The organism is Cohnella sp. CFH 77786, from assembly GCF_019400745.1.
In the GTDB taxonomy this organism is placed as follows: domain Bacteria; phylum Bacillota; class Bacilli; order Paenibacillales; family Paenibacillaceae; genus Cohnella.
The window spans coordinates 90,422-111,717 of record NZ_WJIB01000006.1; the positions used below are offsets into that span (position 1 = coordinate 90,422).

General features: G+C 59.8%; 24 protein-coding genes. All 24 read right to left on the bottom strand.

Annotated elements, in window-relative coordinates:
- Positions 1-11: 11 nt before the first annotated feature.
- The gene (locus GE107_RS11200) at positions 12-656 is read right to left on the bottom strand and encodes a DUF1405 domain-containing protein (RefSeq protein WP_219639947.1); all 645 of its coding nucleotides are present in this window, start codon (positions 654-656) and stop codon (positions 12-14) included.
- 111 nt (positions 657-767) lie between these two features.
- A complete protein-coding gene (locus GE107_RS11205) occupies positions 768-1,637 on the bottom strand; it encodes a c-type cytochrome (RefSeq protein WP_219639949.1) in 870 nt (289 codons plus the stop codon).
- A gap of 25 nt (positions 1,638-1,662) precedes the next feature.
- Positions 1,663-2,334 (bottom strand): menaquinol-cytochrome c reductase cytochrome b subunit, encoded by a 672-nt coding sequence (gene qcrB, locus GE107_RS11210; RefSeq protein WP_219639951.1) that lies wholly within the window; start codon positions 2,332-2,334, stop codon positions 1,663-1,665.
- A 19-nt stretch (positions 2,335-2,353) separates the two neighbouring features.
- Positions 2,354-2,890 carry a QcrA and Rieske domain-containing protein gene (locus GE107_RS11215; protein WP_219639953.1) on the bottom strand — a complete coding sequence of 179 codons (537 nt, stop codon included), beginning with the start codon at positions 2,888-2,890 and terminating at the stop codon, positions 2,354-2,356.
- 223 nt (positions 2,891-3,113) lie between these two features.
- Positions 3,114-3,569 (bottom strand): DUF2487 family protein, encoded by a 456-nt coding sequence (locus tag GE107_RS11220; protein WP_219639955.1) that lies wholly within the window; start codon positions 3,567-3,569, stop codon positions 3,114-3,116.
- 339 nt (positions 3,570-3,908) lie between these two features.
- Positions 3,909-4,091: an IDEAL domain-containing protein gene (locus tag GE107_RS11225; protein ID WP_219639957.1), complete on the bottom strand. Its 183-nt coding sequence runs from the start codon at positions 4,089-4,091 to the stop codon at positions 3,909-3,911.
- A 170-nt stretch (positions 4,092-4,261) separates the two neighbouring features.
- On the bottom strand, positions 4,262-5,515 hold the full coding sequence (locus GE107_RS11230) for a hypothetical protein (RefSeq protein WP_219639958.1): 1,254 nt from the start codon (positions 5,513-5,515) through the stop codon (positions 4,262-4,264).
- Positions 5,516-5,686: 171 nt separating this feature from the next.
- Complete coding sequence (locus GE107_RS11235; protein ID WP_219639960.1) at positions 5,687-6,286, bottom strand: histidine phosphatase family protein; 600 nt, start codon at positions 6,284-6,286, stop codon at positions 5,687-5,689.
- Positions 6,283-6,882: an anti-sigma factor family protein gene (locus tag GE107_RS11240; protein ID WP_219639962.1), complete on the bottom strand. Its 600-nt coding sequence runs from the start codon at positions 6,880-6,882 to the stop codon at positions 6,283-6,285. The genes GE107_RS11235 and GE107_RS11240 overlap by 4 nt, the downstream gene beginning before the upstream one ends.
- Positions 6,879-7,475 (bottom strand): RNA polymerase sigma factor, encoded by a 597-nt coding sequence (locus tag GE107_RS11245; RefSeq protein ID WP_219640220.1) that lies wholly within the window; start codon positions 7,473-7,475, stop codon positions 6,879-6,881. The genes GE107_RS11240 and GE107_RS11245 overlap by 4 nt, the downstream gene beginning before the upstream one ends.
- 452 nt (positions 7,476-7,927) lie before the next feature.
- The gene (locus GE107_RS11250; RefSeq protein WP_219639964.1) at positions 7,928-9,055 is read right to left on the bottom strand and encodes a prephenate dehydrogenase; all 1,128 of its coding nucleotides are present in this window, start codon (positions 9,053-9,055) and stop codon (positions 7,928-7,930) included.
- A gap of 4 nt (positions 9,056-9,059) precedes the next feature.
- Entirely contained in the window at positions 9,060-10,151 is a 1,092-nt protein-coding gene (gene hisC / locus GE107_RS11255; protein ID WP_219639966.1) for a histidinol-phosphate transaminase, read from the bottom strand.
- Positions 10,152-10,261: 110 nt separating this feature from the next.
- Positions 10,262-11,104: a tryptophan synthase subunit alpha gene (gene trpA / locus GE107_RS11260; RefSeq protein WP_219639968.1), complete on the bottom strand. Its 843-nt coding sequence runs from the start codon at positions 11,102-11,104 to the stop codon at positions 10,262-10,264.
- Positions 11,101-12,303, bottom strand: coding sequence for a tryptophan synthase subunit beta (gene trpB / locus GE107_RS11265; RefSeq protein ID WP_219639969.1), 1,203 nt, complete (start codon positions 12,301-12,303; stop codon positions 11,101-11,103). The genes trpA and trpB overlap by 4 nt, the downstream gene beginning before the upstream one ends.
- Positions 12,300-12,986, bottom strand: coding sequence for a phosphoribosylanthranilate isomerase (locus GE107_RS11270; RefSeq protein ID WP_219639971.1), 687 nt, complete (start codon positions 12,984-12,986; stop codon positions 12,300-12,302). The genes trpB and GE107_RS11270 overlap by 4 nt, the downstream gene beginning before the upstream one ends.
- Complete coding sequence (gene trpC / locus GE107_RS11275; protein ID WP_219639972.1) at positions 12,983-13,795, bottom strand: indole-3-glycerol phosphate synthase TrpC; 813 nt, start codon at positions 13,793-13,795, stop codon at positions 12,983-12,985. Before trpC ends, GE107_RS11270 begins: the two co-directional genes overlap by 4 nt.
- Positions 13,785-14,846 carry an anthranilate phosphoribosyltransferase gene (gene trpD, locus GE107_RS11280; protein ID WP_219639973.1) on the bottom strand — a complete coding sequence of 354 codons (1,062 nt, stop codon included), beginning with the start codon at positions 14,844-14,846 and terminating at the stop codon, positions 13,785-13,787. Before trpD ends, trpC begins: the two co-directional genes overlap by 11 nt.
- A 24-nt stretch (positions 14,847-14,870) precedes the next feature.
- Positions 14,871-16,415, bottom strand: coding sequence for an anthranilate synthase component I (gene trpE / locus GE107_RS11285; RefSeq protein WP_219639975.1), 1,545 nt, complete (start codon positions 16,413-16,415; stop codon positions 14,871-14,873).
- Positions 16,416-16,994: 579 nt separating this feature from the next.
- A complete protein-coding gene (aroH, locus tag GE107_RS11290) occupies positions 16,995-17,363 on the bottom strand; it encodes a chorismate mutase (protein ID WP_219639976.1) in 369 nt (122 codons plus the stop codon).
- Positions 17,360-18,475 carry a 3-dehydroquinate synthase gene (gene aroB / locus GE107_RS11295; RefSeq protein ID WP_219639978.1) on the bottom strand — a complete coding sequence of 372 codons (1,116 nt, stop codon included), beginning with the start codon at positions 18,473-18,475 and terminating at the stop codon, positions 17,360-17,362. The genes aroH and aroB overlap by 4 nt, the downstream gene beginning before the upstream one ends.
- Complete coding sequence (gene aroC / locus GE107_RS11300; RefSeq protein ID WP_219639981.1) at positions 18,475-19,644, bottom strand: chorismate synthase; 1,170 nt, start codon at positions 19,642-19,644, stop codon at positions 18,475-18,477. The genes aroB and aroC overlap by 1 nt, the downstream gene beginning before the upstream one ends.
- 92 nt (positions 19,645-19,736) lie before the next feature.
- Positions 19,737-19,898: a hypothetical protein gene (locus tag GE107_RS11305; RefSeq protein ID WP_219639982.1), complete on the bottom strand. Its 162-nt coding sequence runs from the start codon at positions 19,896-19,898 to the stop codon at positions 19,737-19,739.
- Positions 19,899-19,950: 52 nt separating this feature from the next.
- Positions 19,951-20,778 carry a CheR family methyltransferase gene (locus tag GE107_RS11310; protein ID WP_304516963.1) on the bottom strand — a complete coding sequence of 276 codons (828 nt, stop codon included), beginning with the start codon at positions 20,776-20,778 and terminating at the stop codon, positions 19,951-19,953.
- Between the two features lie 18 nt (positions 20,779-20,796).
- Positions 20,797-21,240, bottom strand: coding sequence for a nucleoside-diphosphate kinase (gene ndk, locus GE107_RS11315; RefSeq protein WP_219640222.1), 444 nt, complete (start codon positions 21,238-21,240; stop codon positions 20,797-20,799).
- Between the last annotated feature and the right edge of the window lie 56 nt (positions 21,241-21,296).

The window sequence follows — 21,296 nt, forward strand, 5'->3', positions numbered from 1 at the left end:
ACCCTCGAACGTCAGCCGGTCCGACCCTCCGCGGACAGATAGCGGGCGGCCCCTGCGGCGGCGACGCTGAACGCCGTTAGCGCCACGGTGAACACGCACACGGCGGCGATATCGTCGTCAAGCGTATCCGGCAAATACGGAAACACGCCGAATGCGTAATCGACCGTATCGTTCAGGAACGTCCATGCGGCCGCGACGAGCAGCGCAACCGCACCGAACCGGAAAAAACGGGCGTACAGCAAGGCGCAAACCGCCATCGCCGTATGGCCGATCATCAGCATCCAGGATGCCCCGTCGAGCGGCGTGCCTTGCGCATATCCGGCCAGGATGATGGCGGTCGCCCAAACGCCGTATTTGACGGACGTAACGACGCCGAGCGCTTCCAGCACGCCCCGGATGCCTCGAATCCAGCCGTGTCGCGTCGGCTCCGGCGATATCCAGAGCCACAGCACCGCCAGCGCGAACCATAAGGATGCGGTCGGGCTGTCGGGCACGAACACGATTTGCCAGTGCGGGTGGTTGTTCCAAGTCGAGTTCAACTGGTCTTTGTACCAATAATAGCCGTAAACCGTTCCCGGGATATAGATGATCATCATCGGCCACAGCAGGGACGGATGCATGAGCAGCGCCCGGGACCAGAGGAATCTCAGTCCCATCTTCGTCTCTCCCTCATGTTCTTCATCGGGGCCGCCTGTTCGAGGCATGCCACTTTTTGGGGAAAAAGTTTAATAGCGGCACCGGAGTGCCGCTATCGGAGAAACGTAATCTTACGAGCCTGCCTTCTGCTTCTCGAGCCAAGTCGCGATTTGATCGATCTGCTCGGCCGAGAGCTGATCCTTGAATGCCGGCATCGCGCCGTTCGCTCTGCCGTTCGTGATCGTTTCGACGATCTGCTCTTTGTTCATCAGGTCGCCGACGCCGCGAAGCGCGGGCCCGGCGCCTCCTTCGAGCTCGCCGCCGTGGCAGGCGATGCATTGCGCTTCCTGCATCGTCTTGAACGCGGGATCGTCCGCGGCCACCATGGCCGGGATTTTCTCCTTGCCCGGAACCGGACGGGGCAGACCCTTCTCCACCGCTTCGCGCGCTTTGATCTCCCGTTCGATATGCTCGGGAATCGTGCCGGTCACCTCGAGCTCGTGCTGGTAATGGTGCCAGGAGAACCACGTTAAGTAGCTCGCGGCAACGAGGGACAAAAGCATCAAGGAAGACGCGATCGGACGGCGGTAGAAACGACGTTCTTTGCCCGTGTCCAGGAACGGTGCCAGGAAGAGCGCGATAAACGGGAGCCCGGACATGCAGACGACGCCGAAAGCGACGTAAGATCCGGAAGTGTACGGGTATTTCAGCAGCTGGTACAGGAACAGGAAGTACCAGTCCGGCATCGGAATGAACGAGCTGTTCAGCGGATCCGCCGGATAACCCAGCGGTGCCGGTTCGGACATGACGAGAACCAGGAATCCGACCAATACGACGACGCCGACCATCCATTCCTTGAGCAGGAAGTTCGGGATAAACGCCTCGGATTTGCCCGGGTACGCCGTATAGTCCGGCGGAGCGGTCGGCGTGCGCTCGCGTTTGCGAATGCGCGAATCGCCGACGAAGACGATCTTTTCATTCGGATCGTGTTTATGTGCCATCGGTGGAATTTGCCACTCCTCTCTCTTAAAGCGGCCCCGAAATGCCCTGCTTGCGAATCATGAAGAAGTGGGCGGCGAGCAGCGTCAGCAGCGCGCCCGGCAGGAAGAACACGTGGATCGCGAAGAACCGGGTCAGCGTCTGCGCTCCGACGATCGTTCCGCCGTTCATGAGCATCTTGATGTATTCGCCCAGATAAGGCACGGAGCCGGCAATTTCAAGACCGACCTTCGTGGCAAAATAAGCTTTGTTGTCCCACGGAAGCAAGTATCCCGTAAAGCCGAGACCGAGCATCACGAAGAAAATCAGCATTCCGACTACCCAGTTCATTTCGCGCGGCGCTTTGTACGAGCCGGTGAAGAAAACCCGCAGGGTATGTAGGAACATCATCACGATGACGAGGCTCGCGCCCCAGTGGTGCATCCCGCGGACGATCGCGCCGAACGCGACCTGGTGCTGCAGGTAGTCTACGCTGTAGTAAGCGTTAATGATGTCGGGAACATAGTACATCGTCAAGAACATCCCCGACAAAATCTGGATGACGGTGATGAAGAACGTCAACCCGCCGAAACAATATACGAACGCGGAGAAATGGTGCGCCGGGTTGACGTGCTCGGGCACTTCATGGTCGGCGATATCCCTCCACATTGGCGTAATGTCCAGACGCTCGTCGATCCAGTTATACATGTTTTTTAACATGAGACGAAACGCCCTCCTTCTACTTCACGTGCTGGTTCGCTCCAAGCGGTCCGAGATATACCCAGCCGTTCTCGACCTTGACTTCGTATTCGTCGAGCGGTTTCGGCGCGACCTTCAGGTTTTTGCCGAATTTGTCGTACTCCGCGCCGTGGCAGGGGCAGAGATAGTGATTCGGAATTTCCTTGCCGAATTTGCCGATCGTGCAGCCCAAGTGCTTGCAGACCGGAGACAAGGCGAAAACCCTGTTGTTGTCGTCTTTGGCAATCCAAGCCTGCATTTTCGGATCGCTCTCGTACCAGCCGTCAACCTGATGGACTTTGAAGTCGACCTGCTGCGGTTCGCTCGTCACTTTGCTTTCTTCGATGACTTTCACGAAGCTTCCCGTTTGTTTCGGCTGCAAAAGAGGATCGACGGCAAAGCGGATCATCGGCAGGATGGCTCCGCCGGCCATGAAGGCACCGGCTCCCCCGAGGGTGTACGATAAAAATTGACGGCGCGTCATCTCTTTGCGCTTGACCGGCTTGTGCACGGTTTCTTGCTGCTCGTTGTGTCCCATTCTTCAACCCCCTTCGCCAACCAAACTCGCGTCCCACACGGACTTTTCCCTCTGTTTACAAGGACATAACTATAATAGCCCACGCCCTTGGGAGCGTCAAGAATGGGCAAGTCCCGTTTCCTCGCTTGCCGCGAAGGCGGAAGCTAAAATGTTCACAAATTGTCACATTTGACCGGGCCCGTTCTGCCTATTGTTCTCCCTAACCCGCCTTACCTATTCGCGGTCAAGCTCGTCCGGCCGGATCGGCCGTCATCCGGGCCTTGTCCGCGTTCCGCCACAGCTCGACCAACGCCTGACGTACCGCATCCGGATCGGGAACGCCGCCTTCCGCCTGCGGCTCCAAGACCAGATCGGCTCCGGCGTCCTCGCCGATCAGACCGGGCCGGCCCCCGACCAGGACGACATGGCGGAACCCGGCCGCTCGGAAAGAACGGCACAGCGCATTCAGCTTCTCTGCTGCTTCCGCGCCTCCGTCGTAATAATGAAGCGCCGGAAGCGTCACGGTCCGGCCTCTGAACGCTTGCTCCAGCGGGGCGAGCCAAGCGCCGGCGTCCGCCGCTCGGTCGGCCATCTCATGCGGGGCTTCGCTCCCCGTCAGCCCCGAGACGGGAAGCAGGCAAGTGTCGAGGTACGGTTGCAGATTCGGCCATCCCGCTTCGTCCAATTCGCTGAATTTCATGACAGTCCCTTTTCCTTTCGTGCCCGATTATCGTTTTATCCTCCTCCATCCTACTTCAATTCAACGGCCATGAAAAGGAAAAGAATCCCCCAAAAGTGACGCAGCTTCTTCGCGGGGTCCCCAAAAAGTATTCGGCATACGCATCGGAGCTTATCTTCACTTTTTGGGGATAGAGTCAGGGGGAGCCCCCGGTAAAAAGTTCCCCCAAAAGTGACGCAAAGCTCTGTAGCGTATTCCGATTACTTTTGGGGGAGCCCCCGGTAAAAACAAAAGAGCCGTCCGCTTGAACGGACGGCGATGCCGCTGTCACCGATATCCGGAACGCGTTCGTTCCATCGGTCAAGCACCGAACGATTTGAGCTCGTCGGTCAATTGCTTGAACTTGCTTGCGTCCCCCTGGGCGAGCGCTTCGTCAATGGCTTTGTAGATATATTCTGTCCGGTATTTGCGCAGCGCTTCGTCCAGGACCATTTCGGCCGCCAAGCCCAGCATCGTCTCGTAGGCGACTTTCATATTGTCCATTCGTTGCACCTCCGAAATTCCGGCGATTGGGGATTCCGTTTCCGCCTTCCGTATCCTTCTAAAGCCTGACAGTCCGCCGCTTCTTCTCTATAAAAGCATATTCACCTGTGCTGAAGCCGCCCCGTACTATGGCCCCCATGCCGATCAATGTACGTTTGCCTACCTTCCCGCTAACGAATCGGTTTGCCTTCCAGCCTCAGCGTATCTTCGAAAGGGAGCGCGAGCCCGGAGACGACCGCCTTTCCCTGCGGCGTCATCCTGACGACCGCCTCGCCCGCCGCCGTTTCCCCCCACCGAAGCAGCCCAAGATGCATCATCATGGCCAATACCCGGCGGTCCATCACGTCTTTTTCTTGATCGTAATAATAGGAACGGATGAACGGCTTTAAAATCCCGAACAAGGAAGAGGTTGTCGTCCAAGCGTCGGCGAGCCGGGATACCCATTGCACGAGAGCCGTCAAATTCGCGATCGGCCCTTTGTACAGCCGCAGCCAGAATCGATAGAGACGGGCCGGGTCGATCCGCGTCTGCCCGTCCGCCGCGTTCAACCCTTCTTCGGTCGCGATCAGCCGGTCCGGGTTTTCCGATATCAAGCCCTCGTAATACGCATAATCGTAGAGGAGGGAAAACCTATCCGGATAGTCGCGGAATTTTCTCCCGTAGCCGAACCGCCAGCCGGCCCTTCCCGGGATCTCCTCGTAAACCGCCATCAGCTCCAGCACTTGGCCGAGCTGCCGCTTGTAGAGCACCCCGTCGGTCGTGAGCGGGACGTCGTTGTCCCGCACGTAACGGAGGAAGACGACCAAATCTTCGGCCATCAGGCTTCTCTCGTCGCGGTATACCGGCGGTTCCTCCCGCACTTCCAGCAGAAGCCGGAATTTGCGCTCCAACGCGTCGCTCAAATTCTGCTTGACGTCGTCCGGGACCTGGTAGAGATACCGGGTTTGCTGGGAAAAACCGTTGAACAGCCAACCGTTCCTTTTGAACCGGGTGATCGTCTGCCTTGCCGTTTCGTCCGGACTTGCGGGTTCGGGCGCCGATTCCGCGGCTTTCTTCCGGGATCGCGAGCTTTTGGCCGCGCTCCGTTTTCCCGGCTGATCCGGCGTCCCTGCGGCGGCGACCGGTTCGGCGGACGGTTCCGAACGACCGGTCAGAGAGGCTGCCGCGGTTCCCAGAGCACGGGCTTTCAGCTCTTCCAAGCTGTACGCCATCCGGTTTTCGAACAGCAAGGAATTCAGGAAGCGCAAATCGTCCCCGCTCATTTGCTCCACTTGTCTCTCGAGCGATTCCCGGCGATGGATGACGCTCAAAATCGACTGGATCAGCTCGTTCTTCGAATGGCTTCCGCAATCGCAATCGTAGGTTTGGGCAATCCGGGTCAATTGGTCAATGTCGGCGTAGCACAGCATATCCGCCAAATTCATCGGCATTCCCCGCTTCGGGAGGATTTACTTTCCAGTATCGGCCCCTCCCCGGCGGTTTAAACCTATCGATGCTTGTCCGTCCATCAAACGCGGTGCTCCTTCCCGGTCCGGCGGAACGCATAAAAAACCGCCGCAGGTGCCTGCGGCGGCTCGGTTGGCGATCAGGTGGCGTCATGGCGTATCGTCGTTCAAATGCGCGGTGCAGTTATGCAAAAGGGAAACCCAGCCGTCTCCGCGCTTCTCCATGACGGTGAGCGATACGTTAAGCAAATGAGCGTCTTCCAAATCCCGGCACAACGCATGCAGCATCCGCGCGAGGAAACTGCCGTGCGTGACGACGAGCCACGCCTCTCCGGGGTGCCGCTTCACGAATTCCTCCAGGAACGAGAGCCCCCTGGCCGTTACCCGCTCGTCGCTTTCCTGATCCGGCACGAGCCGCCGCCAGTCTTGTCCCCAGCGCGCGATCCGCTCCTCGTGCGTCGTGCCTTCCGCCTCGCCGAAGGACCGTTCTCTCAAGCGGCTGTCGCGGACGACGGGGATGCCGAGCCGCTCCGCGATGATCTCCGCCGTTTTCGAAGCCCTCGCCAGATCGCTGCACGCGATGCCCTGCCAGCCTCCCTGTTCGCGTTCCAACCGGTCGGCAAGCTTCCGCGCCTGCCGGGTGCCCTCCAGGCTGAGGGGGATATCCGTCACGCCCTGGATCTTGCCTTGCCGGTTCCATTCGGTCACGCCATGCCGGATCCATCCGATCCGCGTAAGGGCAGAGGTCATGAACGAACGCGGGAAAACCAGTTCAGGATCAGCAGCATCATGATCATGCCGAGCAGCGAAAGTGCGACCCAGTATTCCGGCATCACCGGCGAGACGTGCAGCACGATCGGATCGCTCAGGCTCGCAACGGGAACGTCAACGGTCTGAATCCCGTCGCCGACGCCGGACGACATGACGCTGGCCGTTTCCATGACGCCCGTCGGACGGCCTTCCTCTCCCGAGAGCCGGTTCCATGCCGTATACAGAAACGCGCATCCGAACACGGCCAGCAAAGCGGCCATCAGGACGGCGACTTTCTTTCGGAACCCGTTCGTGAAGGCGTACGTCTTGCGTACCGCGGGCATATACCAGGCCTGCTCGGCGTAAATTCGGTCCATCACTTGCCGGTTCAGGCCGTCAGAGACCCAGATGCTCTCTTCCGCTTCTTCCGCGAAAGGCAGCTCCCGGATCAGCTCCGCGCTCTCTTGCCACAGGCGGAATTGCTCGGCGCAATCCGGGCAACCCGCCACATGGCTGTCGACCGCCAGCCGTTCCGGGGCGAATTCCGGGAAGTCGCGGTAAATGCCAAACCATTCCGAGATTTCTTCACAATTCATCGAAGTTTCATCTCCTCGTACTCCTTCATCATGGCCGGTTCGTTGAAGTACGATTCCAACTGCGCCTTCACGCTGGCTCTGGCCCGAAACAACAACGATTTGACGGAGCTGACCGTCTGATCCAGGATATTCGCGATTTCCTGGTAATCCAACCCTTCGTATTCCCGGAGGATCAACGCGGAGCGCTGCTTCTCCGGCAGGCTGTTGATCGCTTCGCGGACCTTCAGCGTTTTCTCGCTGCGAAGCAGACTCATTTCAGGTCCCGCTTCGGCAGGCGCCGCCGGTATGTAAGTGGAATCGTCCAAAGAAACGTAGGCCGACTTCTGCTTCCGCAGCTCGCTGAGCACCGTATTCCTAGCGATCGTATATAGCCACGTAGAGAAGGAAGCGTCGACCTCCCGGAACGAATGCAGGCTCCGGTAGGCTTTGTAGAAGGACTCGGAACAGAGGTCCTCCGCCATCAATTCGAGCTTCGCGCTCTTCAACATATGATAAATGAAAGCCAATATTTTCTTCTGGTACCGGCTCATCAAGACGGAATACATCTCGACGTTGCCGTCCTTGATTTCCCGGATTAACTGGGAATCGGTCATCATCCCCGCGACCCTCCCCCCATTCAGGGTGAACGTTCGCAGCCGGCTTTCTCACCATTATACCGGCCAAAAACGAAAAAGTTGCGCTCCGCGCGCACAGTTGCTTCAGTGGAAACCAGATATTTACAGAACCCACCTGTTATTGTAACACAACTGCGGCGGGATGGACCTTAAATCTTTCTCAAATTGCAGGGGATCATGCCCTATTTTACATGCTGGAGATCGAGAAAAATAGTGGAATCTTTCTCATAAAGCACCGCTTGGCGCCTTATGGACTGAAAAGCAAAAAAAAATCCACCCGCTAGGGGTGGTTGCACAGAGTGCCAGTATTGGATAGGAGTGGAGAGAAACCATACTGTACTTTTATTATATGTATCCGTTTTCATTTTGTCAATAAGCGTTTACATTTTTATTCGGAAACGGGGACCGGCGTGAACCGATCCCGCTCCTGCTTATAGCTGCACCGCGTATTCAAGCGCTTTGAGAAGCGCCACCGCGCGGTCCCGGTCGGCTTCCTCGCGGAAAGAGAGCCGAAGGACGCCGGGCACGTCTTCCCTGCTTTCGATGATTTGCAGGTTGCTGAGATTGATGCGGGCCTGTCCGAGCTCCGTCGCGATTTTCCCGATGATGCCCGGATGGTCGGGCACGTCGACGTAGCATTCGTAGATCGAAGTGATCATGCCTTTGCGCCGTTCGGGCAGCGAACCGCGGAATTTCCCGGCGCGCCGGAACGCCTCCGCGACCCCTTCCCCATCATCGGTTTCGAGCAAGCGGCGGAACTTGTCCATCTCCGCCTGCCAATCATCCAGAAGCTTGAGGAGGACAAAGCGGTTGTTCAACAGGATGTCACGCCAAATGAGCGGATCTCCGCTCGCGATGCGGGTAATGTCCCGGAACCCGCCTGCGGCCAGACTGGCATAAAGCCCGTTCGTTTCGTTGTAACCGGCGATCTGATTGACCAGGCCGACCGCGATCATGTGGGGCAAATGGCTGATCGCCCCGACGATGTCGTCGTGCAGCACGGCATCCGTCCGGACGATGTGCGCCTTGGTCCAGCGCAGCAGCCCTTCCAGGCGCTCCAGCGCGTCCGGCGGCGTCTCGATCGTCGGCGTGAGCACGTAATACGCGTTCTCGAACAGATGCGAGCTGGCCGCTTCGACGCCGGAACGCTCCGAGCCCGCCATCGGGTGGCCGCCGATGAATACGGCGCCGCTTCGGTTCAGCTTGTCCGCGTGGCGAACGACGGAAGATTTGGTGCTGCCGACGTCCGTCACGATGCAGCCCGGCTTAAGCGGCAGCCGGGCCAGCTCGTCCACGTATTCCTCCAGTCGGCCGACCGGCACGCAGAGAAACAAGTAATCGGCACCCGCGGCAGCGTCCGCGATCGATACCGTCGCTTCGTCGACAACCCCCCGGTCCACGTATTTCTTCACCGAAGCCGCGTTCACGGAGTGTCCGACCACCGTGATGCCCGGCTTGCCTTTGAAGCACAGCGCGAGCGATCCGCCGATCAGGCCGACGCCGTAAATCGCGATCCGGATCGTTCCGCCTTGGGGAAAGCCGCCAAATTCATCCTGCATGCTTTTACACCTTGGCTTCCTGCAGAACGGCTTCCAGCGCGGCGATCACTTTGAGATTCTGCTCCGGGCTGCCGACCGTAATGCGAATATGATTCGGATAGCCTTTATGGCCGGCTCTGACGATGATGCCTTTGCGGAGCATCGCGTCGAACACTTCGGCCCCGGGACGGCCCACGTCCACCATGATGAAGTTGCCGTAAGCCGGGAAAGCGTCCAAACCGAGCCGGTCGAACGCCGCCTTCAGCGTAAGCAGCCCTTCCCGGTTGATTCTGCGGCATTCCTCCACGAAAGCCTGATCCTCCAGCGCGGCCAAAGCGGCAGCCTGGCCGAACCGCGACGTGTTGAACGGCTCCCGCACCTGATTGATCGCGCGGATGACGTCCGCCCGGCCGATGCCGTAGCCGATGCGCAGGGACGCGAGTCCGTAAATCTTCGAGAACGTGCGCAGAACGACGACGTTCGGATATTTATTCAGAACCTCCAGACCATCCGGGTAGGCAGGGTCGTCGATGTATTCGCAGTAAGCCTCGTCGAGAACAACCATGACGGAGGATGGCACCTTGGAGAGGAACCATTCCAGCTCGTCCTTGGTCACGATCGTGCCGGTCGGATTGTTCGGGTTGCATACCCAGACGATTCTCGTCTTGTCCGTGACCTTGGCAAGCATGCCGTACAAATCGTGCGTGCCTTCCTTGAGCGGCACTTCGATGATGACGGCGTTCTCGATTTCCGCGTTGTGCTTGTACTGCGGGAAAGTCGAAGCGGCCATCACGGTTTCGTCTCCCGGACGCAGGTAAGCGCGCGCGATCATGAGGATGATTTCGTCCGAACCGGCGCCGAAAATAATCTGATCCGGGTTTACCCCATAGCGGCGGGCGACGGCCGCAGTCAGCTCGACGGCGGCCCCGTCCGGATAAATGCTGATGTTCTGAACCTCGCGTGCGATCGCTTCCTTCGCTTTCGGCGAGGCTCCGAACGGATTTTCGTTGGACGCGAGCTTGATGACTTCGGCAAGTCCCAATTCCCGCTTCACGTCTTCGACGGGTTTGCCCGGCTGATACACCGGCAAGTGGACGACATTCGGTTTCGGTTGCATGGCGGACCTCCTGTAGCATCAATGGAAAACGGAGCGCAACGGCTCCGTATGGATCATGACTTTATAATTTTGACATAACCGTATAGCCATGTACAGATGAAAATGTCGGCTCATCCGCGAACGCGGGGCTTCAACTCCGCGATAAACGAGCGCACCGCCGCGATCCCTTCATCCATTCGGTCCTGCTCTGCGGACGACAAAAGCGGCAGCGTTTCCTCGATTTTGCGCACGATGGCGCTGCCGACGATGACCCCGTCGCAGGATCCGGCGAATTTCTCCGCCTGCTCGCGGGAGGAGATGCCGAAGCCGACGCAGATCGGAACCCGGGCAGCCTTGCGGACGGTCGCGAGGAATTCCTCGATCCCTTCGTGGAAGGACGTGCGCACGCCCGTCACCCCGAGCGAAGATACGCAATAGACGAATCCGCTCGCGCGGGAGGCGATCCGCTCCACCCTGGCTTCGGATGTCGGCGCCACGAGGGGAATGAGATGGATCCCGGCTTTCCCGGCGATCTCCCTCGTTTCCCCGTCCTCTTCCATCGGCAAATCCGGAATGATGACTCCGCTGAATCCGTGCTCCTTCAGCAAACCGAAAAACCGATCCAAACCAAGCTGAAGGGCGGGATTGAAATACGTGAAAAGGATGAACGGCATTCGGACGCCTCTGCTGCGCGCTTTAGACGCAACCTCGATGCAGTCCAGCAGCGAAACGCGATTTCGAAGCGCCCGCTCGGATGCGCGCTGAATGACGGGGCCGTCGGCGAGCGGGTCGGAATACGGCACGCCCAGCTCGATCATATGAGCGCCTGCCTGTTCGGCGGCTTGCACGAGCGCGACCGACGTTTCCAAATCGGGATCGCCCATCGTCAAGAACGGGATAAGCGCCGTTTCCCCCGATTCCTTAAGCCGGGCGAAAACCGCATCGATGGCATTCGTTTGGGCAACGGTACTCATGCGTGCGCGCCTCCTTCCGCTTCGTATTTCATGATCGATTCGACGTCTTTGTCGCCCCGTCCGGATAGATTGATGACCAGAATCTCGTCCGGCTTCATCGCTTTCGCCGTCTTGAGCGCTTGCGCGACCGCATGCGCCGATTCGAGGGCCGGGATGATGCCTTCGGTGCGCGACAGCAGCTTCAGCGCTTCGAGCGCTTCGGCGTCGGTGATCGGCACGTATTCGGCACGTTTGACGTCCTTCAGATACGAATGCTCGGGCCCGATGCCGGGATAATCGAGGCCGGCCGAGATCGAATGGGCCGGCAGCACCTGGCCGCCCTCGTCCTGCAGGACGTAGCTCATGGAGCCTTGGAACACGCCGGGCCGGCCTTTGGTCATCGTCGCCGCGTGCTCCTCGGTATCGATGCCGCGTCCCGCCGCTTCGACGCCGATTAACCGGACGCCCTCATCGCCGACGAACGGATGGAACATGCCGATGGCGTTGCTGCCGCCCCCGACCGCCGCGACGACCGCGTCCGGCAGACGCCCTTCCGCCTCCAAGATCTGGTCCCGCGTCTCCAGTCCGATGACCCGCTGGAAGTCGCGGACCATCATCGGGTACGGGTGCGGTCCCGTCGCCGATCCGAGAATGTAGTAAGTATCGTTCACGTTGCTGACCCAATACCGGAGCGTCTCGTTGCAGGCGTCCTTCAGCGTCCGGGTGCCGGACATGACCGGGATCACCTCGGCGCCGAGCAGCTTCATCCGGAAGACGTTCAGCTGCTGGCGCTTCGTGTCCTCCTCGCCCATGAACACCTTGCACTCGAGCCCCATCAGGGCCGCGACCGTCGCCGACGCGACGCCGTGCTGCCCGGCTCCCGTTTCGGCGATGACCTTCTTTTTGCCCATCCGCTTGGCCAGTACGGCTTGCCCGATCGTGTTGTTGATTTTGTGCGCGCCCGTATGGTTCAGGTCTTCGCGTTTCAGGTAAATCTTGGCGCCTCCGGCATGCCGGGTCAGCCTCTCTGCATAGTACAACGGCGTCGGACGGCCCGAGTATTGCGCGAGCAAATAGCGGACCTCGGCGACAAAATCCGGATCGTCCTTATACCGGTTGTAGGCTTCTTCCAGTTCGATAAGCGCGTTCATCAGCGTTTCCGGCACGTACTTTCCGCCGAACGGGCCGAAACGCCCGTGCTGGTCCGGCACTTGGATCATGATCGGTTCACCCTTTCCGCGAATGCCGCGATTTTGCGGATATCTTTAACCCCTTCGGTCTCCACCCCGCTGGAGATGTCGACGCCGTCCGGCCGGTAGGCGGCCAGCAGTTCCGTCACGTTGTCCGGCGAAAGCCCTCCGGCGACGAATAACCGCAAGCCGTGACGCCGGGCCTGTTCCAGGTAGGCGGGAATCGTTTCCCAACGGAACGTTCGCCCCGTTCCTCCGCCTGCCGTGTCGATCAAGACCGTCGAGACGGCTCCTCCATAATCGGCCAATCGGTCCGCGCCTGTCAAGGCCGGATCGTTGTCTTCGCCATCGCCGGCGGAGAGGGCGCGCCATACTTCGACGCCGAACCTGCCTGCGACTTCGCGGCAGAACGCCGGCGTTTCCTGACCGTGGAGCTGGATGACGTCCAGCGGCACGACATCCAGCACTTCCGTCAAACGTTCCATCGTCGGATTGACGAAAACGCCGACCGAACGCGGAGGTTTGCCCTCCCGCATGCGAACGCCAGATGCCGCCGCGCGCAGGTTGGCCGCCTGTTCCGCCGTCACCTGGCGTTTGCTCGGCGCGAACACATAACCGACGTAATCGACGGGCAGCCCGTCCATGCCTTGAAGCGTGCTCTCCTGGCGAAGACCGCATATTTTCACCATCGGTTTGGAAGTGCTTTCCGTCATCGCGGCACGCCTTCTTCCCTGTCCGCAACCGGGCCCAGCAGGTCGTTCACCGCCGCGCCCGGGTCGGGCTGGCGCATGAAATGCTCGCCTACCAGCACGGCCTGTGCCCCCGCCGCGCGAACGAAGGCGATGTCGTCCGGGGTAGAGATGGCGCTTTCGCTGACCGCGACGACCCCGGCGGGCATGAGCCCGATGAGCTGCTCCGTCACCCGCAAATCCGTCTCGAACGTGCTCAGATTGCGGTTGTTCACGCCGATCAAAGTCGCTTTGCCGAAATCCAGTACCGTTTCGAGCTCGGCCCGGTCATGCACTTCGACGAGTACGTCCAGTCCGAGATCCCGCGCGAGATCGTGAAACGAGGCGAGCTGCGAAGGCGTCAGGATGGCGGCGATGAGCAGGATCGCGTCCGCTCCGATCAGCCTGGCTTCATAAATCTGGCGCTCGTCGATCGTGAAATCTTTGCGGAGCAGCGGTACCGATACGGCCTCTCGGATTTGCGTCAAATACTCGTTGCTGCCTTGGAAATAGTCCGTGTCCGTCAAGACGGAGATGCAATCCGTTCCCGCCGCTTCATAGGACTTGGCGAGCGTCACGGGATGGAAGTCCGGACGGATCAGCCCTTTCGACGGGCTGGCCTTCTTCACTTCCGCGATCAGGCCCACCGGACGGCGGCGCCGACTGAGGGCATTCTCGAATCCCCGGCATGCCGGCAGCGCGGAGATCCGCTTCTCGGCTTCGGCGACGGACAACCGAAGGTGCAGTTCCGTTACCTCCAGACGCTTGGTGGCGACGATCCGGTCAAGAAACATGGCTCAACTCTCCTGTCGTGGCGATCCATTGCCTCAATTTGCGCTCCGCTTTGCCGGAATCGATCGTTTCGGCGGCAAGCTCAACGCCTTCGCGCAGCGTCGCGGCGCGACCGGCGACGTAGATGCAGGCCCCTGCATTCGCCAGCACGACGTCGCGGTAAGCGCTTCTCTCCCCGCCGAGCACTCGGCGGATGATCACGGCGTTCGCGGACGCGTCCCCTCCCTGCACGGCGTTCAGCGGCATCGTGGCAAGGCCGAGCTCTTCCGGCGTAATGTCGTAAGTCCGTACGTCTCCATCGATGAGTTCCGAGACTTGCGTCGGGGCGGACAGGCTGATTTCGTCCAATCCGTCGTGGCTGCCCACGACCATGGCCCGCTTCAGTCCAAGCCGCGCGAGCACGGCTGCGACGGTTGACGTCCGAGTGCGGTCGTACAAGCCGAGCAGCTGGCGGTCGGCGTTCGCGGGATTCGCGAGCGGTCCGAGCAAGTTGAAGACCGTGCGTACGCCTAGCTCTTTCCTCGGCGCTGCCGCGTGCTTCAGCGCGGGATGGTACAGCTGGGCGAACATGAAGCAGATGTTTTCGCGTAACAGGCACTCCGCCGCTTGCTCCGCGGTCAGCTGGATATTGATTCCGAGCGCCTCAAGCACGTCCGCGCTGCCGGCCTTGCCGGACATTGCCCGGTTGCCGTGTTTGGCCACACGGGCTCCCGCCGCCGCGGCGATGATCGCCGAAGCGGTGGAGATATTGAATTTATGGATGCCGGAACCGCCGGTGCCGCATGTGTCGAGCAAGTCTTCGTTTTCCGTGCGCACGCGGCCGGAGAACGAACGCATCGCTTCCGCGAAACCGGTGATTTCGTCCACCGTCTCGCCTTTCATCCGAAGCGCGATCAGAATCGCGCCGATTTGGGCGGACGTCGCTTCCCCCCGCATGATGGAGGTCATGATGCCGTACGCTTCATCCCTCGTTAAATCCCGGCCGCCGGTAATCGCGGCCAGTCCTTGCGGCACGCCGAACGAGGCGGTTTCCCGTCCTGCCGTCAAATCCATCTCGCTTCTCCTCCGTTCCGATTCTTAATCGTAATCCAGATTCGTGCGCCGTTCTCCCGCCGCCGCGAGCGGGGGAAACGCGGCCTCCGCCGCGCGGATCGCCTTGAGCATCGCTTTGGCTTTGTTAACCGTTTCCTCGTACTCCTTCTCCGGGACGGAATCCCAAACGATGCCCGCCCCCGCCTGCACGTAAGCTTTGCCGTTTTTGAAAATGATCGTCCGGATCGTGATGCACGTGTCGAGGCTGCCCGAGAAGCCCAAATACCCGATCGCACCGGCGTACGCGCCCCTCGCCTCGTTTTCCAGTTCGGCGATGATCTCCATCGCCCTCAGCTTCGGGGCTCCGGACACCGTTCCGGCCGGCAGGCAAGAGAGGAAGGCGTCGAAGAAGTCCTTGTCCTTCCGGAGAACGCCCGTCACGTTCGAGACGATGTGCATGACATGCGAATACCGCTCGATCTGCATGTAGCTGTCGCATTTGACGGAACCGAATTCCGAAACCCTGCCGAGATCGTTGCGCCCCAGGTCCACCAGCATCACGTGCTCGGCGCGCTCCTTCTCGTCCGCGAGCAGCTCCCGCTCCAGCGACTCGTCTTCTTCCGGCGTCGCGCCTCGGGGTCGCGTCCCGGCGATCGGCCGCGTTTCCAGCTTGCCGCCGTTCACCTTCACCAGCGCTTCCGGGGAGGTGCCGACGATCATCTCGTCACCGAGCTTCAGGCAATACATGTACGGCGACGGATTCATCGTCCGGAGAACGCGGTACACCTGAAGCGGATCCACGTCGGTTTCGACGTGGAACCGTTGGGACAGCACGACCTGGAAAATGTCGCCGGCGCGGATATATTCCTTCGCCTGCTCTACGTTCGCGATGAATTGCTCCTTCGTCAGGTTGGAGCGGATCGTTCCGAGCTCGGGATCCTGCGGCGGCGCGCCCCGGGAAATGTCTTGCGGAACCGGCTGCCGGAGACGGGCGATCGTGCCGTCGATCCCTTGGACCGCCGCCCGGTATGCCGATTCGATCTCGCGGTCCGAAGCGCCGTCCGGGACGTGAACATTGCCGATGACAAGCACCTGCTGCTTCAGATGGTCGAACACGATGACCTTGTCGCAGAACATGAAGTGCATGTCGTCCATGTTCAGATCGTCCGTGCGGTGCGCCGGCAGCTTCCTCTCGTAATAGCGGAGCAGATCGTAGCCGAAAAACCCGATCGCTCCCCCGGTAAAGGGCGGAAGCTCCGGCAAGGCAGGACTGCGGTACGCGCGAAGCTTCTCCCGGATGAGCTGGAGCGGATCGTCGGTCCTCAGCGTTACGACTTTGCCTTCTTGGTCGAACGTTACTTCGCCTCGCTTCAGCCGCATGACCAGAAACGGATCCGTGCCGATGAACGAATAACGCGCCCATTTGACCCCGCCTTCGACGCTTTCCAGCAGGAACGCCCTTTGGTCTCGGCTGAATTGCCGGAATACGCGGATCGGGGTTTCCGTATCGGCCATCAGCCTCCGCACGATCGGAATCACGTTGTAAGTACCCGCCAGCCGGATGATTTGCTGAAGCTCCTGCTGCTCCATTGATCCCACTCCTTTTCATCGTTGCCTCAAGAAATTTCGATTCAAGCGGACAAGCTCGTGCGCGGAGCTGCTCGATCTTTTCGATTTACTCTGCCTCTAAGGGGCCTTTCGCAGGGAGTTATTCGATTTTTTCGATCATCGCCAAATAAAAAAGCACCTCTGCGAGGCAGAGATGCCGTGGTTACGATAGAGTTCGCATACCGGAGCCCGTAGCGGCAATCCGGAACAACGCCGCCTGTCCAGAACGAATCCAACCGTCCGGATGCGGAATCTCTACTCCACTCGACTTGGCTCTGCTCGCCTCTCGCGTAAGTGATCGTCCCTCCGGCCGACCGTTCCGCGCTGCGTAATGCATTAACTATAGCATTCGGCTTTGGAATCGTCAACCGCTGCTTTTCTGTTCCGCATATCGTAACGAAACTCGGTTCCGTTATTCTCGCAATTTCCACTCAAGCGTACAAAATAACGGAACTCAGCTCCCGCTATTCCGCTTGCTTCCGCCCCTATACGCAAAATAGCGGACCTAGGTTCCGCTATTTTGCGCTTCATGCAAGTGATATTACAAACCGCCGCGTCAACTTATTTCGCCGACAAGTCCGGACGCAGCGTCTGGGCTCCGCCCAGGTAGACATGGCGAATCTCGGCTTGCGATTTGTCGGTGTTGACGAGCACCATCAAGCGAATGCATCGCTCCAGGCTTCCCTTGACCGGGATTTCCAGCGAGCACATGAGCGGCACGAGCTCCCAGCCCGCCATTTGGCGGATGGCCCGCGCCGGAAACGTAGCGTCCAAATCCTGCGTGACGGTCACCCATACGCAAGCAATATCTTCAGGATGAAACCGGTTGGCCGCGACGATTTCGTTCAACAAGACGACCGTCGCGTCCAAAATCTGCTTCTCTTCGTTGGCATCCACCGTAATGGCGCCGCGGATTCCTCTCGTGCTCATGCTTCCCCGTTCTCCTCCCGCAGTTGCTCCACGATCTCCCTCACCCAAACGGCCGGCACGTCTTTGCGGATTTCCACGCTGCCGATCGAAGTCGGCACGACGAACACCATATGGCCTTCGGTGAATTTCTTGTCATGCTGCATCGCTTTCATGACCGCGTCCGGATCGATGCCGGACGGAATCCGGACCGGCAGCCCGAATTTGCGGAAAATCCGTTCCGTCTCCTTCGCGATGCCCGGATCGTAGCCGAATCGGGCGGCCAACCGCGCGGCACCGACCATGCCGATGGCGATGGCTTCCCCGTGAAGCAGCTCTCCGTAACCGGCCACCGCTTCCAGGGCGTGACCGATCGTGTGGCCCAGATTCAGGATGGCGCGGAGATCGTTCTCCCGCTCGTCCTTCGCGACGACGGCCGCTTTGACTTTGCAGCCTTCGTAAAGCGCATGCCCAAGAGCGTCGGGATCCAGCGCGAGCAGCCGTTCCGCGTTCTCGTCATACCACCGCACGAAATCCGCATTCCAAATCAACCCATGCTTGATCACTTCCGACATGCCCGATCTCACTTCCCGGATAGGGAGGGTCTGCAGCGTATCCAAGTCATATAGCACGAATTCGGGTTGGTAGAAAGCGCCGATGATGTTTTTGGCCAGCCGGTGATTGACGGCGACCTTGCCCCCGACGCTGCTGTCATGGGCGAGAATCGTAGTCGGCATCTGCACGAAGCGGACGCCGCGCATGTAACTCGCGGCCGCGAATCCGGCCAAATCGCCGACGACCCCTCCGCCCAGCGCGATAATCGTCGACTTGCGGTCCAAACCTGCTTCGAGGGCGGCCGTAATCAGATCGTCGAATACCGCAAGCGATTTGGACGACTCCCCGGAAGGAACGACCGCACGGCTGACCGAATAACCGGCATCCCGCAGCGACCGCTCGACCTTCGGCGCGTACAGCTCCTCGACGGAAGCGTCCGTCACGAGCAAAATCGGCGATTTCACGGGAAATCCCCGTTCGGCAAACAAACCGCCGACGCCGGCGAGCAGATCCGTCCCGATGAGGATCGGGTACGACCGCTCGCCGAGCTCAACCGTCAGCTCTCTCTTCGCGCCCGCCATCAGTATTCCGCCACCTGCCGGAGATAATGGTCCAGGTTCGCCCGGATTTCTTCCATCGAATCTCCGCCGAACTTCTCCAGGAACGCTCGGGCCACTTCCCAGGCCACCACGTGCTCAAGCACGACGCTGGCCGCCGGCACCGCGCACGCGTCGGAGCGTTCCACCTGGGCGGTGAACGGCTCCTTCGTGTCGATATCAACGCTGGCTAACGGCTTGTACAACGTCGGAATCGGCTTCATGACGCCGCGCACGACGATCGGCTCGCCGTTCGTCATGCCCCCCTCGAATCCTCCTGCGTTATTCGAGGCCCTGTGGTACCCTTTCTCTTCGCTGTAGAGAATCGGATCGTGGACTTGCGAGCCCGGACGCCGTCCGGCTTCGAAGCCGATTCCGATCTCCACTCCTTTGAACGCGTTGATCGACATGACCGCCTGGGCGATCCGTCCGTCCAGCTTGCGGTCCCATTGGACATGGCTGCCCAAACCGACCGGGGCGCCCTCCACGATGCATTCCACGACGCCTCCGATCGTATCGCCTTCCGCCTTGGTGCGGTCGATCAATTCGATCATTTGCTGTTCGGCCGTTTTGTCCGCGACCCGTACCGGCGATTCCTCGGTGACGCGGATCAATTCGTCGATCGGCAAATCCGGCTTCTCCGCGACGACGTCGCAAATCGACACGACGTGACCCGCAACCTTGATGCCGAACTTCTCGAGGAACTGCCGCGCGATCGCCCCGACAGCCACGCGGGCAGCCGTTTCCCGGGCGCTGGAGCGCTCGAGGACGTTTCGCAGATCCTTCAGGTTGTATTTCAGTCCGCCGTTCAAGTCCGCATGTCCGGGGCGGGGACGGTGAACGCGTCTCTTGGCTTCGTCGCCGCCCTCGATCGGCTCTACGTTCATCACGGTCGTCCAATGTTTCCAGTCCTTGTTCTCCACGACCAGCGCCACCGGAGCTCCCGTCGTGCGGCCGTGGCGAACGCCCCCGACGATCTGGGCGGTGTCGGTCTCGATCTGCATACGACGGCCGCGTCCGTGGCCCTTCTGCCTCCGCTGGAGCTGGAAGTTCAAAGCTTCGAAATCCAGCTCCAAATTGCTGGGCAACCCTTCGATGATGGCCGTCAGCTGCGGTCCGTGCGTCTCCCCCGCTGTCAAATACCGTAAACTCACTCCGGTTCCTCCCCCATGTCCTGTCCAAAACCCGTAAACGCGTTTTGTTCATTATAGTACAGCGTTAAAGCGTTTGACAAGAAAACAGCCCGTCACGATCGGACGGACTGCTTGGCCGCGATTCTTCGGCTCCCATCGCCGCTCTCCCGGATCATTCCGATGAGCCCGACGTTGTCGATTCCCAAAATTTGCGCGCATTCCTGCACGGAAATCAAACCGTTCCGGTACGCAGCGATCACTTTGCGCTTATCCATGGTTCCCTCCGCTTGGAATGGTTATCCCTAGTATCGCGGGGGAACCGCCGTCTCATACGCCTCCGTCCGAACGCCGGTAAAAAAACGTGTCCGCCGTCTCCAGCCCGTGTTGCCCCGGATTGAAAATCTGCTCCGTGCTGCCCACGAACAGAATGCCGCTTGGCTTCAGAGCCTGGGAGAATTTGCGGTACAGGCCGGCTTTCGCTTCTTCCGTGAAATAAATCATGACGTTACGGCAAACGATGAGATCGTATTGCTCACTCGGGAAAGGATCCAAAAGCAGGTTCTGCTTCTGGAACTTCACGGCTTTCTTCAGCTTGTCCGCGACGCGGAAACTTCCGTCTTCCGGGTGGAAGTAACGCTGCTTGTAATCCGGGGGGACTTCCCGCAGGGAGCGATCCGAATACAGCCCTTCCTTGGCTTTCGCCAGCACGAGATCGTCGATGTCGGACGCCAGAATGGACGTGCGCTCAAGGGCGCCCAGCGAGTCGAGCAGCATCGCCAGCGTATACGGCTCTTCCCCGGTCGAGCAGGCCGCGCTCCATACGTGCATCCTCTGCTGCTTCTGCGCCAGCGGCAAGAGGAAACGCTCCCGGAGCACCTGCCAACGGTTCGGATTCCGCCAAAATTCGGACACGTTGATCGTCATCCGGTCCAGAAACTCGTTCAGGAGCTTCGCGTCCGCCATCAAAGCCGCGTAATAAGCGGAAAATGAGCTGTATCCGTGCTTCAGGCGAAGCGTGGTCAGCCTCCTGCGCATTTGGTTTTCCTTGTACTGCGACAGATCGATGGAAGTGGATTTCTTGATGTTCGCGACGAATCGCGCGAAATCCTCGTCCTCCGCCCTGTTTCCCGAAAGCATCGTCCCCGGGTCTCCCATGTCTCCCGTTCCCCTTGTTCAGATCCAGGCCTGGATCGCTTTGTCGTAGGATACCAACTCTTCTTCCTTGAAGAAAATGGCGATTTCCCGTTCGGCGTTCTGGATCGAATCCGAACCGTGAATCAGGTTGAAATTCGTATGTATGGCGAAGTCGCTGCGGATCGTCCCCGGATCCGCTTCGAGGGAATTCGTCTTTCCGATGAGCAGGCGAGCCTGGGCCACCGCGTTATCGCCTTCCCAGACCATGGCGAACACCGGGGAGGACGTGATGAATTTGAGCAGCGGCTCGTAGAAATCTTTGCCCTTATGTTCCGCGTAATGGCGCTCCGCCGTCTCCAGGGTCACGTTCATGAGCTTGGCGCCGATCAGCTTCAAGCCCTTGCGTTCGAATCGGCCGACGATTTCTCCGATCAGGCCCCGCTGAACGCCGTCTGGTTTGATCATCAAATAGGTCCGTTCCATCATCTCTCTCCTCTCTCCGCTTTAGCGGGCGGTAAAATGGGATTCGGCATGCACAA

Bases quoted from the DNA above. Each gene is read 5' to 3' on its own strand.
- qcrB (WP_219639951.1), bottom strand. From the start codon at position 2,334: ATGTTAAAAAACATGTATAACTGGATCGACGAGCGTCTGGACATTACG.
- aroB (WP_219639978.1), bottom strand. From the start codon at position 18,475: ATGGCGGGCGCGAAGAGAGAGCTGACGGTTGAGCTCGGCGAGCGGTCG.
- GE107_RS11215 (WP_219639953.1), bottom strand. From the start codon at position 2,890: ATGGGACACAACGAGCAGCAAGAAACCGTGCACAAGCCGGTCAAGCGC.
- GE107_RS11225 (WP_219639957.1), bottom strand. From the start codon at position 4,091: ATGGACAATATGAAAGTCGCCTACGAGACGATGCTGGGCTTGGCGGCC.
- trpE (WP_219639975.1), bottom strand. From the start codon at position 16,415: ATGGAGCAGCAGGAGCTTCAGCAAATCATCCGGCTGGCGGGTACTTAC.
- GE107_RS11270 (WP_219639971.1), bottom strand. From the start codon at position 12,986: ATGACGGAAAGCACTTCCAAACCGATGGTGAAAATATGCGGTCTTCGC.
- GE107_RS11305 (WP_219639982.1), bottom strand. From the start codon at position 19,898: ATGGATAAGCGCAAAGTGATCGCTGCGTACCGGAACGGTTTGATTTCC.
- aroH (WP_219639976.1), bottom strand. From the start codon at position 17,363: ATGAGCACGAGAGGAATCCGCGGCGCCATTACGGTGGATGCCAACGAA.
- trpA (WP_219639968.1), bottom strand. From the start codon at position 11,104: ATGAGTACCGTTGCCCAAACGAATGCCATCGATGCGGTTTTCGCCCGG.
- trpC (WP_219639972.1), bottom strand. From the start codon at position 13,795: ATGTTTCTTGACCGGATCGTCGCCACCAAGCGTCTGGAGGTAACGGAA.
- trpD (WP_219639973.1), bottom strand. From the start codon at position 14,846: ATGGATTTGACGGCAGGACGGGAAACCGCCTCGTTCGGCGTGCCGCAA.
- trpB (WP_219639969.1), bottom strand. From the start codon at position 12,303: ATGATCCAAGTGCCGGACCAGCACGGGCGTTTCGGCCCGTTCGGCGGA.
- hisC (WP_219639966.1), bottom strand. From the start codon at position 10,151: ATGCAACCGAAACCGAATGTCGTCCACTTGCCGGTGTATCAGCCGGGC.
- GE107_RS11245 (WP_219640220.1), bottom strand. From the start codon at position 7,475: ATGACCGATTCCCAGTTAATCCGGGAAATCAAGGACGGCAACGTCGAG.
- GE107_RS11240 (WP_219639962.1), bottom strand. From the start codon at position 6,882: ATGAATTGTGAAGAAATCTCGGAATGGTTTGGCATTTACCGCGACTTC.
- GE107_RS11250 (WP_219639964.1), bottom strand. From the start codon at position 9,055: ATGCAGGATGAATTTGGCGGCTTTCCCCAAGGCGGAACGATCCGGATC.
- GE107_RS11220 (WP_219639955.1), bottom strand. From the start codon at position 3,569: ATGAAATTCAGCGAATTGGACGAAGCGGGATGGCCGAATCTGCAACCG.
- ndk (WP_219640222.1), bottom strand. From the start codon at position 21,240: ATGGAACGGACCTATTTGATGATCAAACCAGACGGCGTTCAGCGGGGC.
- GE107_RS11230 (WP_219639958.1), bottom strand. From the start codon at position 5,515: ATGAATTTGGCGGATATGCTGTGCTACGCCGACATTGACCAATTGACC.
- GE107_RS11235 (WP_219639960.1), bottom strand. From the start codon at position 6,286: ATGACCTCTGCCCTTACGCGGATCGGATGGATCCGGCATGGCGTGACC.
- GE107_RS11310 (WP_304516963.1), bottom strand. From the start codon at position 20,778: ATGGGAGACCCGGGGACGATGCTTTCGGGAAACAGGGCGGAGGACGAG.
- GE107_RS11205 (WP_219639949.1), bottom strand. From the start codon at position 1,637: ATGGCACATAAACACGATCCGAATGAAAAGATCGTCTTCGTCGGCGAT.
- GE107_RS11200 (WP_219639947.1), bottom strand. From the start codon at position 656: ATGGGACTGAGATTCCTCTGGTCCCGGGCGCTGCTCATGCATCCGTCC.